Annotated in this window: 12 protein-coding genes; 7 read left to right on the top strand and 5 right to left on the bottom strand. The window is 63.4% G+C overall.

The annotated features are described in order from the left end of the window. Positions 1–212 precede the first annotated feature (212 nt). Positions 213–1,508, bottom strand: a complete 1,296-nt coding sequence (locus AT395_RS24705) for an MFS transporter (protein WP_042113730.1) — start codon at positions 1,506–1,508, stop codon at positions 213–215. A 411-nt stretch (positions 1,509–1,919) separates the two neighbouring features. Here AT395_RS24705 and gdhA point away from each other — a divergent pair, with 411 nt between their 5' ends. Beyond that, positions 1,920–3,263 (top strand): NADP-specific glutamate dehydrogenase, encoded by a 1,344-nt coding sequence (gdhA, locus tag AT395_RS24700; RefSeq protein ID WP_042113733.1) that lies wholly within the window; start codon positions 1,920–1,922, stop codon positions 3,261–3,263. 32 nt (positions 3,264–3,295) lie between these two features. Here the strand turns inward: gdhA and prpR are convergent, their stop codons facing one another. Then, positions 3,296–5,308, bottom strand: a complete 2,013-nt coding sequence (gene prpR / locus AT395_RS24695; protein WP_048628415.1) for a propionate catabolism operon regulatory protein PrpR — start codon at positions 5,306–5,308, stop codon at positions 3,296–3,298. A gap of 255 nt (positions 5,309–5,563) precedes the next feature. Between prpR and AT395_RS24690 the strand changes: the two genes are divergently transcribed. Together AT395_RS24690 and AT395_RS24685 are read left to right on the top strand one after the other, a co-directional pair. Further along, positions 5,564–6,445: an isocitrate lyase/PEP mutase family protein gene (locus AT395_RS24690; protein ID WP_042113736.1), complete on the top strand. Its 882-nt coding sequence runs from the start codon at positions 5,564–5,566 to the stop codon at positions 6,443–6,445. 130 nt (positions 6,446–6,575) lie between these two features. Then, positions 6,576–7,910 carry an MFS transporter gene (locus AT395_RS24685; protein WP_082117717.1) on the top strand — a complete coding sequence of 445 codons (1,335 nt, stop codon included), beginning with the start codon at positions 6,576–6,578 and terminating at the stop codon, positions 7,908–7,910. Between the two features lie 267 nt (positions 7,911–8,177). Here the strand turns inward: AT395_RS24685 and AT395_RS24680 are convergent, their stop codons facing one another. The 3 genes from AT395_RS24680 to AT395_RS24670 form a co-directional block, all read right to left on the bottom strand. Continuing rightward, positions 8,178–8,813 (bottom strand): flavin reductase family protein, encoded by a 636-nt coding sequence (locus tag AT395_RS24680; RefSeq protein WP_042113738.1) that lies wholly within the window; start codon positions 8,811–8,813, stop codon positions 8,178–8,180. A gap of 9 nt (positions 8,814–8,822) precedes the next feature. Further along, complete coding sequence (locus tag AT395_RS24675) at positions 8,823–9,557, bottom strand: GntR family transcriptional regulator (RefSeq protein ID WP_048628448.1); 735 nt, start codon at positions 9,555–9,557, stop codon at positions 8,823–8,825. Between the two features lie 239 nt (positions 9,558–9,796). Next, positions 9,797–10,774 (bottom strand): polysaccharide deacetylase family protein, encoded by a 978-nt coding sequence (locus tag AT395_RS24670; protein WP_048628416.1) that lies wholly within the window; start codon positions 10,772–10,774, stop codon positions 9,797–9,799. 475 nt (positions 10,775–11,249) lie between these two features. On the opposite strand from AT395_RS24670, the gene AT395_RS24665 reads away from it, so the two are divergent. The 4 genes from AT395_RS24665 to AT395_RS24650 are packed head-to-tail and all read left to right on the top strand — an operon-like array spanning position 11,250 to position 17,567. Then, positions 11,250–12,401: an ABC transporter substrate-binding protein gene (locus AT395_RS24665; protein ID WP_042117615.1), complete on the top strand. Its 1,152-nt coding sequence runs from the start codon at positions 11,250–11,252 to the stop codon at positions 12,399–12,401. 56 nt (positions 12,402–12,457) lie between these two features. Next, entirely contained in the window at positions 12,458–13,336 is an 879-nt protein-coding gene (locus AT395_RS24660) for a branched-chain amino acid ABC transporter permease (protein ID WP_048628417.1), read from the top strand. After that, entirely contained in the window at positions 13,333–15,930 is a 2,598-nt protein-coding gene (locus tag AT395_RS24655; RefSeq protein WP_048628418.1) for a branched-chain amino acid ABC transporter ATP-binding protein/permease, read from the top strand. The genes AT395_RS24660 and AT395_RS24655 overlap by 4 nt, the downstream gene beginning before the upstream one ends. Then, positions 15,927–17,567, top strand: coding sequence for a gamma-glutamyltransferase family protein (locus AT395_RS24650; RefSeq protein WP_048628419.1), 1,641 nt, complete (start codon positions 15,927–15,929; stop codon positions 17,565–17,567). The genes AT395_RS24655 and AT395_RS24650 overlap by 4 nt, the downstream gene beginning before the upstream one ends.

Genomic DNA, 17,567 nt, shown 5'->3' with positions numbered 1-17,567 from the left:
TCCAGAGGGGACGCGGGCGCGTGAAATCATCTTGGTGCAGGCGCGCCGTGCAGGCAATGACATCAATAAGGGGAGGCATTGCAAAAACTGCATACGAAGGGCGCCATGCCGCCGGTGCCAAAATTGAAAAGCCCGGCAGACCCTCCTGGGGCTGCCGGGCGTGACTCCTTATCAGCGGCGCTAAATGGCGCCTGACGTCTGGCGCCAAGCCGTTACTTCACGTGCTTGCGGCTCGCATGCAGCGCGATCAGGGCAAACACGGCAATGATCACGATGTAATACGCCGGGGCCATTACGCTACCCGTGGTCTTGACCATGAAGCCGACCACCAACGGCGTGATGCCGCCAAAGAACGTTTGCGCGATGACATAGGCGATCGACACGCCCGTTGTGCGGCAGGACGTCGGGAACAACTGGGAGAGCAGCGATCCGATCGGCGAGTAATAGAAGCTGTAGAACACGAACGACAGCGTGCACTGGAAGACGGCAAGCGTCAGCAGCGAAGGCGAGCGTGTCAGCATCTGGAATAGCGGGAAGACCAGAATCACGCCGACGATCAGGGCCGTGCGCATGACCTTGACGGTGCCGAGACGGTCAGCCGTAATGCCGCCAAGCATTGGCACCAGCGTGCATACGACCCCGCTGCAGATTGAGGCGATGAACGCGTCGTCCTTGGTCAGGCCCAGGTTATTGATCGCGAACGTCGGCATGTAGAGGTTCAGGAAGCTGGCGACCACGCCTGCGGCCGCAACCACCGCGCCGATCAGCACGAAGCGCTTGTGTGACTTGAACGTCTCCGCGAGCGGGTTCTGCACCGTAGCCCCCGCATGTTTGACCTTCTCGAAGTCGGCGGTTTCATCGATCTTCGACCGAATGTACAGTCCGACCGGGCCGATCAGACAACCGAACAGGAACGGCAGACGCCAGCCCCATGCGTTGATCTGGTCTTGCGTGAGCGAATGGTTGCAGAAGTATGCGAACAGCGACGCGGCGAGCACCGCGAGGCCCGACGCCGAGAACTGCAAGCTCGCAAAAAAAGCCTTTCGCGACGCGCTCTGCTCCGTCAGGTACGAGTTCGCCGTGCCGAACTCCCCACCTACCGAGAAGCCCTGCAGCAGGCGGCCCGTGACGAGGATCACCGGCGCCCAGACACCAATCGAATCGTAGGTTGGCGACACGGCGATCAAGACCGTGCCGGCGAGCATCAGCATTGCCGCGAAGCTCAGCGTGGCGCGGCGTCCCACCTTGTCGGCCATGATGCCCAGCACCACCGCACCGACCGGCCGGATCAGGAACGAACTCGCGAAGGTCATCAGGCTGAACAGCAATGCCGACTGCGGATCGCCCTGCGGGAAGAACAGCTTGGAGATGGTGATCGCGAACATCGCGTACACCAGAAGATCGAACCACTCAAAAAACGTGCCGAAGTTCGCCGCGATCACGTCGCGGGTCCGGCTGCCCTTGCGGGCCTTCGGTGCCGGAAAACTGCCGGTTTTGGTGGTGTCCATATACGACCTTCCAGAGCGAGACGTCACAGTGACCTGAGCCTGCATTCTGAGCAGCCGAATTCGGTGTCGATATTAGAGATTTCACCTATGTGAAATTTTCGGGTGAATTTCGATGAAATTTCTTTCCAATTGAAATTATTTTGAAGCCGGCTGACAAGGGGGCCTTTTGGCCGGACGAGCGTGAATACTGTCCGGCGCCGAGACATGTGCCGACGGTCGGCGAACGTCTCGAAGAACCCAAAGCCGAAGGAAGGGCTCACGACATAGCGAGAGAGGGCGTTGCGCGCGATGTGATTGGCAAGGGAATGCCGGCCGCGTCCATCCACATTTCTTTTTTGATTAGCTCGTGATCCTAAATGGTGCAAAATGCAGGCTCTTCACAAGAATAAGCACCATTGATGGGCATCCGAGATGAAATATCAATCACTTGACGATTTTCTGCGCTCCACCGCCGAGCGCAACCCCGGCCAACCGGAATTCCTGCAAGCGGTCACGGAGGTGATGGAAAGCCTGTGGCCGTTCATATCGCAGCATCAGAAATACGCCGAGCATGGTTTGCTCGACCGTCTGGTCGAACCCGAGCGCATCGTTATGTTCCGTGTGTCGTGGGTCAACGATCACGGTGACGTTCAGGTCAACCGCGGCTACCGCATTCAGCACAGTTCTGCCATTGGCCCGTACAAAGGGGGCTTGCGCTTCCACCCGTCGGTCAACCTTTCGATTCTGAAATTCCTCGCGTTCGAGCAGACGTTCAAGAACGCGCTGACGACGTTGCCCATGGGCGGCGGCAAAGGCGGCTCAGACTTCGACCCGAAGGGCAAGAGCCCAGGCGAAGTCATGCGGTTCTGTCAGGCGTTCGTGAGCGAACTGTTCCGCCATGTCGGCAGCGACACGGATGTGCCTGCGGGTGATATTGGCGTGGGAGGCCGCGAAGTCGGCTTCATGGCCGGCATGATGAAGAAGCTCTCGAACCGCGCCGACTGCGTGTTCACGGGCAAGGGCCTGTCGTTCGGCGGCTCGTTGATTCGTCCGGAGGCCACCGGTTACGGCACGGTGTACTTCGCCGAGGAAATGCTCAAGCAGACCGGCCGCAGTTTCGACGGATTGCGGGTAAGCGTGTCGGGCTCGGGCAACGTGGCGCAGTACGCAGTGGAGAAAGCGATGGCACTTGGCGCCAAGGTCGTTACCGTCTCCGACTCCAGCGGTACGGTTGTCGATGACGCGGGCTTCACCACCGAAAAGCTCGCCGAGCTGATGGATGTGAAGAACCATCACTACGGTCGCGTCAGCGATTACGCAAAACGCGCCGGACTTGAATTCCTGCCCGGCCAGCGACCCTGGCACGTCCCCGTGGACGTGGCGTTGCCTTGCGCCACGCAGAACGAACTGGATGCCGACGATGCCGCAACGCTCATCAGGAATGGCGTGATTTGCGTGGCGGAAGGGGCCAACATGCCGTCGACCAACGAGGCCGCCAAACGCTTCGAAAGCCACGGCATTTTGTACGCGCCGGGCAAGGCGAGCAACGCGGGCGGCGTGGCCACCTCCGGGCTGGAGATGAGCCAGAACGCCATGCGCATTTCGTGGCCGCGTGAAGAAGTCGATGCGCGGCTGCACGACATCATGCGCAGTATCCACGAGGTCTGCCTGCAACACGGCCGTCGCGCCGACGGCTCGGTCAGCTACGTGAACGGCGCGAACGTTGCCGGTTTCGTGAAGGTTGCCGATGCCATGCTCGCCCAAGGCGTGATCTAGTCTTCGGATTTTTGTGTGTGCCGTCGCGGCACTCACTTCCGAGATGGGTCGACGGACTTCATCAGTCGCCAGAACGTTGTCCGGCTGATACCTAGCGCCCGGCTGGCGGCGGCACGATTGCCGCCAGCGGCTTGCAGCGCGGCGAGCGCTGCCGCTGGGGTAACGGGGGCGGCAGATGCGCTCTCGTCGACAGGAGGCTGCGCAGGCTGTGGCTTACGCGCTGAGACCCGCAACAACTCCGGAAACACCTCATGCAGGGTCTGCGCATGGCGCGCGACGTCGCTATCCAGATAAATCGCGGCACGCGCCAGCAGATTCTCCAGCTCACGCACATTGCCGGGCCAGTCGTAGTGATCGAACAGCGGTGAGAGGACTTTGAGAATCGGCTTCGACGCACGAGCATCCAGCCCGTACTGCGCGGCGTTTCTCGACAGCAGTGTTTGTGCGAGCCGGCGAATATCCTCGCGGCGCTCGCGCAACGCTGGCAGTGTCACCTGCAACAGGTTCAACCGGAAATACAGATCCGCGCGAAAGCGCCCTTCTGCGACCAGCGCGTTGAGATCGCGATGCGTCGCCGCGATTACGCGAACATCGATCGGCACCGGACGCCCCGATCCCAGCCGCATCACCTCGCGCTCCTGCAACACCCGCAGCAACCGGCTCTGCAATGCGGCGGGCATCTCGCCGATCTCGTCGAGAAAAATGGTGCCGGTGTGCGCGATCTCGAACAATCCTGCCTTGCCCCCGCGCCGCGCGCCGGTAAACGCCCCCTCGTCGTGGCCGAACAATTCGCTCTCGATCAGCCCCTCGGGGAGGGCGGCACAGTTGAAGGCGACGAACGGATTGCCACGCCGCGCACTCGCATTGTGTATGCCCTGCGCAACCAGTTCCTTGCCTGTCCCGCTCTCACCGCTCAGCAGCACCGTTGCGTCGTGCGCGGCACCGGCGCGTGCCAGCCGTCTCACCTTCTCGATCTGCGGAGAATCGCCGACCAACTCGGCCAACTCATGTTTCGCGACCAGATGTCTGGGCCGCTGCGTTGTGCGCAACGACCGGTCGATGCGCTGCGCCATCTGAGCGTCCTGAACCGTGACCACCGCACCCGAGCGCATGCCGTGCTCGTAGATCGGCACGCAACTCATGATGAAGGCGCGGGCGTCGATATGTGCAAGGCGCTCCTCGATGGCCAAACCGCCCTCCGACAATTCGCGCAACATCGGCCCGAGCTTTCGCGTCAATTCGAATTGCCGTGCGCCTGGCGTTGCGACGCGCTCGGCGTCGATGTCCAGCAGCGAAAACATCGCGGGATTCACCGCTTCCAGTTGCCCGTTTTCATCGAAGGCCGCGACCCCATCGCGCATATGCGCCACGATGGTGTTCAAACGCATGCGCTTCGACTCCTTCTCGCGGCTCACGCGCGCCAGTTCGACCGATCGCTCGAAGGCTTCTTCCACCGCACCGAGCGAATACAGGAAGACGTGTTCGAGCCCAGCCTCCTGCGCCAGATCGCACGCCATGCCGGGACCGATGATGACCTTGCATCCCTGCGCCGCCAGCGTGTCGACGGCCGCCTTCACCTCGTCGACGGAACGGTAAGCGCGTTGCCGAAGCTGAATCTTCAGTAACTGACCGAGATCGTCCAGCTCGCGCGATACCGTCTCGTGAAGCACGAGGCCAAGCGGCTGATCCGGCCACGTTGTGGTCGCGCGCGTAATGGCACTCAGCACGTCGAAGCCGTTGACCTTAACGGTGACGACCGGCACCGACAGATTTTCGCGCAAATAGGCGCCGTTCGATCCGGCCGCCAGCACAACGTCGACAGCCCCGGATTCCACATAGGACTGCAACGCTGCAACGGCAGCACCGTAGCCCTCGCGCACGGAGTAAAAGCGCGCACGGTCGGTGTAACGCGGCGCGACGGTCTCGCACAGGGTTTGCAACCGGCTGATGCTCACCAGTGCGATGCCCGGACGGCGCGCGCGGGGATCGGACGGTGCAGAGGCGGCCGGGCGCGTTGGCGCGTCGCCGGAAAGGCTGGGGGGCATGTCGATGTCTCCGTACGGCACTGATGAAACGCATGGCGCACCGTTTCATGAGTGTTTCAAAAGCGTTTCATGAAACGTTTCATTTTCTGTTTGCCGATTCTGCCACATCCACAGAAAACGGGCCGCTCAGCGCAAGCCCATGATTTGACAAGCCTTTGTGTCGCGTTCTCAAGTGTCGTGGCGACTGGCACGCAGATTGCAAACGGTAGACCCATTTACCGATATCCCCATACCGCCGTTACGGAGACAAACGCCATGACCACTGCAACCGCGCAACGTCGCGCCAATTTCCGCCGCAAGGTCGAGGCCCGCCAGGGGCTGCTCGTGCCCGGCGCCTTCAACGCCCTCTCGGCCCGCGTGATCGAAGACGCCGGATTCGAAGCGCTGTACCTCACCGGCGCGGGCGTCACCAATATGTCGTTGGGCCTGCCCGACCTCGCGTTCGTGGGCCTCGCCGAGATGGCCGAGCACACTGCGCGGGTGCGCGACGCCGTGTCGCTGCCGATCATCGTCGATGCCGACACCGGTTTCGGCAATGCGCTCAACGTGCGTCATACGGTGCGCGTGCTTGAGCGCAGCGGCGCCGACGCCATCCAGTTCGAAGATCAGGTGCTGCCCAAGAAGTGCGGTCACTTCAACGGCAAGGCGGTGATTGGTGCCGACGAGATGGTCGGCAAGATCCGTGCGGCGGTCGATGCGCGTGAAGACGCCAATCTGCAAATCATCGCGCGTACCGACGCAGCGGCCGTCGAAGGTATCGAAGCCGCTATCGAGCGCGGACGCCGCTTCATTGACGCTGGCGCGGACATTCTGTTCATCGAAGCGACGGAAACGCTCGCCGATATCGAACGCCTGCCGGCGCTGTTCGATCGTCCGCAGTTGATCAACATCGTGATTGGCGGGAAGACACCGACGCAATCGCAACCGCGTCTGGCCGAGTTGGGCTACGGCATTGTGCTCTATGCGAACGCCGCGCTGCAAAGCGCCGTGCTCGGCATGCAAAAGGCGCTGGGTACGCTGCGCGACAGCGGGCGTCTGGACGAAGATCCGTCGCTTGTCGTGCCCTTCGCGGAACGTCAGCGTCTGGTGAACAAGCCCTTCTACGACGCGCTCGACAAAAAGTACGCGGCCGACTGAGCACGCGGCGCGAACCGATTCCCTTGAATACGCATGACAGCGACGCCGGCCGTTCGCGGCGTCGCTTGCATTTCCAGCAGCACGGCATCACTGCACGACTGCAACAAACAACAAGTGTTGGAGACAGATTTTGACGCCCCCCTCGGATTCCCTTGCCGCCCGCGCTCCACAAACATCGCGCTCGACGCACACGGCTTCCGGCGCGCGTGCGCCGGTCAAGATCGGTTCCATCGTCGGCGGCCTCGCGGGCAACCTGATCGAGTGGTACGACTTTCTCGCGTACAGCATCTTCTCGATCTACTTCGCCAAGGCGTTCTTTCCCGGCGACAACCCGACCGTCCAACTGATGAATACCGCAGCGATTGCGGCGGTGGGCTATGTTGCGCGTCCGCTGGGCAGCTGGCTCATCGGGCTATACGCCGACCGGCGAGGCCGCAAGGCGGCCCTTACGGGATCGGTGCTCGCGATGAGCGTTGGCTCAATGATGATTGCGCTTACCCCCGGCTACGCGACCATCGGCATCTTCGCGCCGATGGTGCTGATTGCGGCGCGTTTGCTGCAAGGTCTTTCGATGGGCGGCGAGTACGGCACCAGCGCGACGTACCTGAGCGAAGTCGCCCCTGAGCATCGCAAAGGCTTCTACCTCGGTTTCCTGCAAGTGAGCGTGGTTGCCGGACAACTCGTCGCGCTCGGCCTGATGCTGCTGATGCAGCGCGTATTGCTCACCTCGGAGCAGATCGAACATTGGGGGTGGCGTATCCCATTTGTACTCGGTGGTGTGCTGGCGCTGTTTGCGCTGTACATGCGTCGCAACGTGACGGAGAGCGAGGCGTTCGTCGATAGCGCGAAGAAGCGCGAGACGTCGATTGCCCGCGAAGTGCTCGGGCACTGGCGTCAGATCCTGCTGGCGATCGGCATCACCATCGGCGGCACGGTGGCGTTCTATACGTTCACCGTCTACATGCAGAAGTTCCTGGTGAATTCGGTCGGCTTGTCGAAAGAGTCGTCGACGTTCGTCTCCACGCTGGCCCTGCTGCTCTACATGCCGCTGCAACCGTTGTTCGGGTTGTTGTCGGACGTGATTGGCCGCCGCAAGGTGCTGATGATCTTCGGTGTGAGCACCACGCTGTTCTCCGTGCCGCTCTTCACCGCACTCAGTCACACGAAAGATCCGGTGGTGGCGTTCGCGTTGTCGTTCGCCGGGCTGGTAATGCTCTCGGGCTTCACGTCGGTGCACATGCTGGCGAAGACGGAGTTGTTCCCGCCGCGCATCCGGGCATTGGCGGTCGGTTTCCCGTATGCGCTGACCACGGCGATTCTCGGCGGCACGACGGAGTTCGTGGCGTTGCGCTTCAAGGCGAGCGGTCACGAGTCGTACTTCTATTGGTACGTTACGATCTGCGCGGCCATCTCGCTCGTCGTCTATCTGAAGATGCCTGAGACGCGCGGCCGACGTTTCGACTGAATACCGACGGAAACGCGCGCAAAAATCTCGCCGCAAATTGCGTTGCCTTTGCGCGGACGCGACGATACGATCAGATCCTGATTCGAACGCCCTCCCGGTCTGCCGGGGGGGCGTTTCTTTTTGGTTTCCGGACAACGTGATCCGGATGTCATTCACCGGAAAGGAACGAATCGAAATGATGGCTTCATCCACTCCCGCGACACTCGGCTTCTGGCCGAGTGCCGCCACCGATATCTCGACATGATGACGCGCACGCCGTTCGTCTCGCTACATCTCGTCGACGGCCGTGCTGAGCGTGGGTTGGCCGCACGCTTGCTCCAGCGAGAATCGGTTGCGGGTATCGACGTAGAAGCTCGCACCGAAACGCCCCACAGGAAAGTAGTTCTGCAACCGGACACGCCATTGCTCGGTATCGATCAGTTCGTCGCGGGCGTGCATGCGCTCAACGCGTCCGATGAAGATATGACGGCTCGGCGTTTCCAGCGTTTCCCAGAGCGTGCATTCAAACGCGACCGGGGCTTCCGCAATGCGGGGTGGTGCGACGAGACTGCTTGCCACCGGTGTGAGTCCTGCGTGCGTCAACTCGCTCTCGCTGGGAGGTAACCGGTCGCCACACACATGCATGCGCGCCGTCATCGCTTCGTCAGTCAGATGCACCACATATTCGCGGCTGCGCAGAATATTGGCGGCAGTGTCCTTGAGCGAGTCGTCGTCGCGCCGGTTGATGGATAGCATCACGATGGGCGGTTCTTCGCCGAGCATGTTGAACATCGAGAACGGCGCGGCGTTGATGGCGCCACCCTCGTTGATCGTCGTGACCAGCGCAATCGGACGCGGCACGATCAGACTCGCCATCAGTTTGTAGCGCTGGTACGCCGTGATTTCGCGGAAGTCGATTTCCATGCCATGTCCTCAGCTTTTCCGGCGGCGCTCGCGTTTGACGGCGTTTGACGGTGGTGCGACGTCTTCCGGCGATGTCACCTCCGGCAATCCGAGCAGCGATGCGAGACTCTTCTGGCCGCGCATGCGGGTTGTCTCGATGCGCCGCTCAAGTTCTTCGAGGTGCGACTGCATGCGGGCAATGGCGCCCGGAGCGTCGCGCCGCGCGATGCATTCGACGATGGCCGTGTGTTCGTCATGCTCGCAAGGGGCATAGCCCGGGGGCTCATATAACCCGACGATCAGCGAGCAACGCGAGATCAGTTCGGTGAGATAGCGCAACAGCACCGCATTGCCGGCCAGCGCCGCGACACGCAAATGAAAATCGCTTGCGAGACGCGCCCATGACGGCTGATCGAAGCGATGCATCGCCGCGTGCTCGGCGTCGAGTTGACGGCGCAACATCGCGAGATCGTCGTCGGTCACATGGGCGACCGCCAGTTCGACCAGCGCGCGTTCTAATGCGCGACGTGCTTCAAAGATCTCGCGGGTTTCTTCGGGGGTCGGCTCGGCGATCACCGCCCCTTTGTTGGGGCGCAACGTGACGATGCCGTCATGCGCCAGACGCTCCAGCACGCGGCGCACCACCGCACGCCCCACGTCGAAGAGTTGGCACAACTCAGGCTCCGGCAGTTTCGTGCCAGGGGTAAGCCGATGCGCAAGCACGCCATCGACGATGGTGCGATAGATATGCGTCTCGATTCGCATTTCGGCGCTCTCGTCGCCGAGGCCCTGCGTAGCGGGGGTATGCAGGGACAGCAAGCGAGATTCTGTATCGTTCGCGGATACCGAAAGCGCGGTTGCGGATGCCGCCCGCGCGGATTTTCCGGCGGTGCGGCGCGAAGGAGGTGTCGGTTTGTCGGCAGGCATAGGCGACGACGGAAATAAGGTCGAAGAGGAACAGTCGGGGCACGCCAGGCAATGCAGCTTGAGCGTCATGTCGCACCTTACCCCATGACGGCGTCGGGTTGCGTCGCGCTCACGGCCGCGACATGCGACGCAATATTTCCCGGCGTGGCGAGCCAGATCTCGCCTCGACGCGCCGCCTCGGCGATGGGCGTAAGCACGCGACGCAGATGGCGCAGGCGATACGGTTGTCCGACGAGATACGGATGCAAGGCGATCCCCATGACCAGCGGCTGGGCACGCGTTGGATGTTCCGCCTGCGCGTACATCTCGTCGAACTGGTCGGCAATCATGTCGGCGAAGGCCACACCGTCGAGGTGACGGCCGACGATCATCGGAATGTCGTTCACCTCCTGCGGATACGGCACCGACCACAACGTGCCGTGCGCGGTGCGCATGCGCACCGGCCGGTCGTCGTGACACCAGTTCAGTGTGTAGCGATAGCCTGTGCGCGCGAGCAGATCCGGCGTGTGATGCGTCTCCGATATCCACGGCGATAGCCATCCCGCCGGCGCATATCCCGCTTCCGACGTCAGGCGCTCCCGGCAATGGGCCAGCAGGTCGTGCTCATGCGCAAACTCGAAGTCGCTCTGCCGATGCGCGTTCGTATGTCCGTGTCCGATCAACTCGTCGCCACGCGCCACGCAAGCGTGCACGAGCGAAGGGCAGTGATCCAGCAGCGACGTATTCACGACGACGCCGGCTGGCATCGATAGATCGTCGAATAAGTCGAGACAACGCCACGCTCCCACGCGATTGCCATATTCGCGCCAACTGAAGTTGAGCACGTCGGGCTGCGGCGAGAGCGGGCCCAGGGTCGCGCCCAGTCCTTCACCGAAAGCGAAATGCTCCAGATTGAAGCCAAGGTAGACGGCAAGGCGGGCGCCGTTGGGCCAGCGATAGGTGTCGCGCGCCGTGATCGGCAGATAGTCGAAGCGGTCGTGCGTGCGAAGTGCGCCGAAGCGGGTATCGGTGTTCGCGCAGTCGTCGTGTTCCGGAAGCGTCAGGGCAGAAGTCATCGGGTGTCGTCTTTGCCTCGCGGGGCTCGCAAGGCGTGCTCACTGTCAGGGGCCATTCGTTCATCGTTCGCTTTCACGTCGTGAGCCGACTTGAAACATTTGCGCACCGCGACCGTGCGGGCGCGTTCCGAGTTGGCGCAGAACATATCGTCAACGAACGTCACAACCAATCGTTCGCAATTTCAATGCCAGATCGTCAACACATTGCACTGCGTTTCGTGCGGGGCGATTCGGAGGAATTGTTGACAACGTGGCACGCCTCTTGCGTACGGCGGGGACATGTCCGGGCAATGTCCCGGCACCGGGACCGGGATTGGTCCGCTCTCGATTCGCTTCTGAAGCTTCCTCACGGAGATTGCTCATGTCTGCATCTGTACGTTCCAACGCCGCTTGCGCCCACGACACGACGGCGGCGTCGGCCTCATCTCGCCGGCGTTGGCTCTGCGCCGGTGCGCTTGCGCTGGCGGCAGCCGGTATGTCGTTCGTCAGTGTCTCGAGCTACGCGGCGGACACGATCAAGATCGGACTCGTTACCGCGCTCTCGGGGCAATCGGCGCGTGCCGGAGAGGCGCTTACGCGCGGCATGACGATAGCCATCGACGAGATAAACGCGAGCGGTGGCGTGCTCGGCGGTCGCAAGCTCGAACTGGTGCGTCGCGACGACGAAGGCAATCCGGCCAAAGGCGTGCTTGCGGCGCGCGAGCTGATTTACAAAGACAAGGTCGCGGTGCTGTTCGGCGGGCTCGACACGCCGGTGTCGATGGCGATCGTGCCCATCGCCAATCAGGAGAAGGTGCCGTTCATGGGCCCGTGGGCAGCGGGCACACCGATCACTCGCAATGGCGCTAATCCGAACTATGTGTTTCGCGTGTCGGCGGTCGATGAAATCGTCGACAGCGCCATGGTGGCTCACGCTCAGGAGACCTTCGGCGCGAAGAAGCTCGGTCTGATTCTCGTGAACAATCCTTGGGGGGAATCGAACGAGAAGGGCATCGTGGCCGCGTTGGCGGCGAAAGGCATGAAGCCCGCCGGCGTGGAGAAATTCGAAGCGAACGACGTGGACATTACGCCGCAGCTCGGCCGTCTCAAGGCCGCCGGGGCCGACACATTGCTGATGGTCGGCAACGTCGGACCGTCGGCGCAGGTGGTGAAGTCGCTCGACCGCATGGGGTGGAAGGTGCCTATCGTGTCGCACTGGGGCCCGGCGGGCGGACGCTTCACCGAGTTGGCCGGCCCTAACGCCAAGGCCGTGCATTTCGTGCAGACATATAGCTTCTTCGGCGCGACATCGCCGGTGAGCGCGCGTGTCGTTGCCGCGCTAAAAGCGAAATATTCCGACGTGAAGGGCGTGGACGACATTACCCCGGCCGTGGGGGTGGCGAACGCTTACGACGCCATGCGTCTGACCGCACTTGCCATCGACAAGGCGGGTTCGACGAACGGCGATGCGATTCGCGGTGGTTTCTACAAGATTGATCGCTATGAAGGCCTCATCAAGACGTACGTGAAGCCGTTCACCGACCAGCAACATGACGCGCTGTCCGCCCAGGATTATGTGTGGGCGCAATTCATCGATAACCGCATTGTCCCGGTGTCCGCCGCAGGCGCGAAGGTCGCGGCGAAGTAAATCACACGTCACCGGTATTGAGGGATGTCGCGTGGCGGCATCCCGGAGGACTTCTCATGCAATGGATCTCGGCGCTCGTCGCCGGCCTGGGGCTCGGCAGTATGTACGGCCTCATGGCACTCGGCTTTCATCTGACCTTTGCGGTGAGTGCGACGGTCAACTTCGCGCAGGGTAGCTCGATGATGCTGGGCGCCGTGCTGGCGTACACGTTCGCGCAGACGCTCGGCTGGCCGATGCCGCTGGCGGTCGTCGCTGCCCTTGTGCTGTGCGCCGTCTACGGTCTGGTTGTGGAGCGGCTCGCGGTGCAACCCTTTGTTCGGCGCGGGTCCAGCGCGTGGCTGATGGCGACCGTGGCGCTCGGTATCGTGCTGGACAACGTGGTCATGCTCAGCTTCGGGACCGAGCCGCGAAGCCTGCCGTCGTCGCTGGCGCAAAGCTCGTTGCAGATCGGCGACGCGGGACTCGGCGTTTATCCGCTGCAACTGTTGATCCCGGTGGTCGGCCTTGCGCTCGCGGGGGTGTTGCACTACGTGCTGCGACGCTCGCGCTGGGGGGTGGCCATGCTCGCCGTCGTGCAAAACCGCGACGCCGCAAGACTCATGGGGATCCCGATTCAACGCACCATTGCCGCCGCATTTGCGGTGTCGACGCTGCTCGCAGGGGTTGCCGGCGTGCTGATCGCGCCGCTGTTCAATGTTCAGGCCGACATGGGGACGGTGTTCGGCCTCAAGGCGTTTGCCGTGGCAATTCTTGGCGGACTGTCCAGTGCGTGGGGCGTGATGGTTGCCGGTCTGCTGTTCGGCGTAACCGAAGCGATGATTACCGCGACGCTGGGGTCGAGCTACACGCAAATCATTACGTTCGGACTGGTCATTGTGTTGCTGGCGATGCGTCCGGACGGCATGTTCGGTCGCGCGGAGGTACGTAAGGTATGAGCGACATTCCTGTGCGGCTCGGGCCGCAGGCTTCGGCGGCGGCGTCCGGTGGAGCGGCCACGCGAGCCCGTGACGGCATTGCGCTGACGGCGAGTCTTGCGGCGGCACTGCTGGCGATGGCCGGCGCCGCCTGTGTGGTGAACGGCTATTTTGTCGTGGTGATCGCGGGTGTGGCGTTGCTCGCGATCTGCGGCGTGGGCCTGAATCTCCTGCTCGGATTGACCGGACAAGTGTCGTTCGGCCACGTGGGCTTCTACGCCATAGGCGCCTACGCCGTGGCCATTCTGACGACACAGGCGGGGTGGCCGTTCTGGCCCGCGTGGCTCGTGGGCGGCGTGATCGCCGCGCTGACTGGCGGTCTGCTGGCGCTGCCCGCGCTGCGGGTGCGCGGACCGGGACTCGCCATGGTGACGATTGCGTTTGGCTTCATGGTCGAACATGGCGCCGTAGAGTGGCGTGCGCTGACCGGTGGACAGAACGGCTTGATGGGGGTGATGCCTCCGGGCATCTTCGGCATTGCCGGAAGCGAGCGCGTGGTGGCCGTAGCGGCCCTTGCCGTGCTGGGCGTGGCGCTGCTGATTTATGCGCGCATTTCCCGCGGCGCATGGGGGGCGGCCATGCGTGCGGTGCGCGACAGCGAGACGGCGGCATCGTCGATCGGTGTCAATCCGCTGGTCGTCAAAGCGGTGGCCTTCGCATTCTCGGCAGCGCTCGCCGGATTGGCGGGCGGCCTGTTCGCGCCGTTGCAAGGCATGGTCACGCCGGGCATGTTTTCATTCCTCCAGTCGTTGCTGTTCGTGCTGGTCGTGATGATCGGCGGCGCCGGCACGATTGCCGGGCCGCTTGTCGGCGCGGTAGTCGTCGGGCTGCTGCCGGAGTTGCTGGCGAGCCTCGAGAACCTGCGCCTGCTTTGCTTCGGCGTGTTGTTGCTCGTTGTATTGTGGGGCGCGCCGAACGGCGTGATTGGCGTGTTGAGCGCTTGGTGGAACTCGCGCCGCGGCGCTTCGTCGAGAGACGCCGGTGTCGACGCGAACGCGCCGCTTGCGCTGCCAGTGCTGGCTCAGGCGCAGCGCAAGAGCCTTGCCGCACGTGGCCTCGCCATGACGTTCGGCGGCGTGAAAGCGGTGAGCGATCTGTCGTTCGAGCTGCCTGCCGCACGGGTGACGAGTCTGATCGGACCGAACGGCGCGGGCAAGTCGACCGTTCTCAACATGCTGTCGGGTTTCTATCGTCCGCAGGCGGGCACGCGTGCGCTCGGTGGCGACATGCTCGCAGCGCGCGGCGCGTGCGACAGCGCACGGCACGGGGTGGCGCGTACCTACCAGACGTCGCAATTGTTCGGCGGCATGAGCGTGCTGGATAACGTGACGCTCGCGCTGAGTGCGGGAAGACTCGGCGGCTTGCTCGGCGTTGCCCGCATGCGCAGCAAGGCGCGCCGCGACGCCGCAACCGCCCTGCTACGCGCCTGTGGCTATCACGGCGATGTGGAACTGATGGCCGCGGACCTTGCACACGTCGACCGCCGTTTGGTAGAGATCGCTCGCGCGTTGGCAACGCGTCCGGCCGTGCTGTTGCTCGACGAGCCGGCGGCAGGACTATCGACGCAAGACAAAGCGCAACTCGGCAAGCTCCTGCGCGAGATCGCCGATAGCGGTGTGGCGGTCGGACTGGTGGAACACGATATGTCGCTGGTGATGGGGGTATCGGATGGCATTGTCGTGATCGACGCGGGACGCTTCCTTGCGCAGGGTTCGCCCGCGGCGATTCGCCACGACGAGCGTGTTCGCCAGGCTTATCTTGGCGCATCGACGGCGGACGTGGGCAAACCGATCGAGCGCGACGTTGCAACAACGTCTGAGGTGCTGGGCGTGGGCAAACTCACCGCGGGATACGGTGCCGCGCCGGTGCTGCACGACATATCGATTCAGGTGCGCGAGGGCGAACTGGTCGCGCTACTCGGTGCTAATGGTGCCGGCAAGTCGACACTGATGCGCTCACTCGCGGGGTTGCATCGTCCGGTCAGCGGAGGCATCACCTTCGACGGGCGCGATCTATCCCGGCTGGATGCCGCGAAGATCGCCGCATTGGGGGTCGTGCTGGTGCCGGAGGGGCGGCAGGTGTTCGCGGAATTGTCGGTGCTCGACAACTTGCGGCTTGGGGCGTTTCCGTGTGGACGTCTGCCACGGGCGACGCTCGATAAACGCATCGATCAGATGTTTGCACGCTACCCGCGCTTGCGGCAGCGGCAACATCAACGCGCCGGTTTGCTCTCCGGCGGCGAGCAACAGATGCTTGCGATTGCGCGCGCATTGATGTCGGCGCCGCGTGTGCTGTTGCTCGACGAGCCGTCGCTGGGACTGGCCCCGAAGGTCATCGCGGAGTTGTTTGCGTCGCTCGACGCTTTGCGGCGTGAGTCGCTGTCGATGTTGCTCGTCGACCAGATGGCGGCGATGGCGTTGTCCATTGCCGATCGCGGCTACGTGCTGGAAGAGGGACGCGTGAGTGCGAGTGGATCTGCGAGCGAGTTGGCGGGCGATGCGCGTCTGGCGGCGGCCTATCTCGGCGGTCAGTACGAGGCAGGAGCTGCCGCATGACGGCGCGAGATGTTGCCGGCGCTGCGGCAGCGGGGCTGGCCGGCGGGCGCGCCGGATTGGTCACCAGTCCGCATGCGTTGGCGAGCGCGGCAGGCCGCACTGTGCTGCAACAAGGCGGCAACGCGATCGAAGCCGCCATCGCGATCGCGGCCATGTTGTGCGTCACGATGCCGCACTTCACTGGCCTTGGCGGTGACGGTTTCTGGTTGATTGCCGACGGGGCGCAAGGCGACGCGTCGCCACTCGCGGTTTCAGGCATTGGACAAGCGGCACGGCGGCTTCCCTCGGCATTGCTCGACGGCGCGGCGATCGCCATGCGCGGGCCCACCTCTGCGCTGACTACGGCGGCGACGGTCGCGGCGTGGGAGGCGGCCTATCGTGTGAGCCGCGATACGTGGGGTGGCACCTTGTCTTGGGCGTCGCTGCTCGCACCGGCTGTTGCTGCCGCCGAAGACGGTTTTGCTGTGAGTCGTTCGCAAGACTTCTGGTATGCGTATCGCGCAAGCGAGATGGGCGACGCGGCGACGTGGCACGGCTTCGCGCAAACATTCCTGCCGGGTGGGCGCGCACCGGTTTCGGGCGAACGGTTTCGTCAACCGGCGCTGGCGCAAACACTCCGGCGGCTGGCCGATGGCGGCGCGCGCGACTTCTACGAAGGCGAATTGGCCTCGCGTATGGCGAAGGGCCTGCAAGCTGCCGGTTCACCGATTACGCAAGACGACCTTGCCGCCACGCGCGTGCACGTGTCGCCCGCACTGACAATGCCCTACGGCGACGGCGTGCTGGCGACCTTGCCCCCTCCGACGCAAGGGGTGACCACACTGCAAATCATGGGGATACTCGCGCGACTGGGGCTGCGCGATTGCGCGCATGGGAGCGCAACGTATTACCACCGGCTTGTCGAGGCGGTGAAACAGGCGTTCATCGATCGCGACCGTTTCGTGGCGGACCCGGAATATGCCGACGTGCCGGTGGCTGAGATGTTGTCCGACGCACACTTGACGGCGGCCGCGACGCGCATCGACGACCATGCTGCGCTCGACTGGCCGCATCGCTTTCGCGAGGGCGACACGGTGTACTTCGCCGCGACGGACGTCGCCGGGCGCGCCGTCAGTGTGTTGCAAACGATCTACTTCGATTGGGGAAGTGGTGTGATGGCGGGCGATACGGGGGTGCTGTGGCACAACCGTGGGGCGGCGTTCCGACCGCTGGGCAGTGCACATCCCAATGCGTTGATGCCAGGTAAGCGGCCGTTCCATACGCTCAATCCCGGCATCTATCTGGAGGGCGGCCGCCCTCGCCTGCTGTACGGCACGCAAGGGGCGGACGGTCAGCCGCAGACGCTATGTGCCCTGCTGACGCGGCTGATCGACTACGGTCTGAATCCGTACGAAGCGCTCTCGCAACCGCGCTTTCTGCTTGGCCGTACCTTTTCCGACAGCCGGGACAATCTGAAGCTGGAGCGCGATGCGGGAGACGACGTGTTCGCCGCTCTGACGCAGCGCGGCCATGCCCTGGCGGCATTGCCGAGCCACAGCCCGCTGGCGGGGCAGGCGGGGGTGATTGCGATAGCTGCCGACGGATGGGCGACGGGCGCCCACGATCCGCGCAGCGATGGCGCGGCGTTGGCCGTCTGA

Origin of the sequence: Pandoraea apista, from assembly GCF_001465595.2 — a bacterium.
Taxonomy (GTDB): Bacteria; Pseudomonadota; Gammaproteobacteria; order Burkholderiales; family Burkholderiaceae; genus Pandoraea; species Pandoraea apista.
This window is presented reverse-complemented; position numbering and strand designations above follow the sequence as displayed.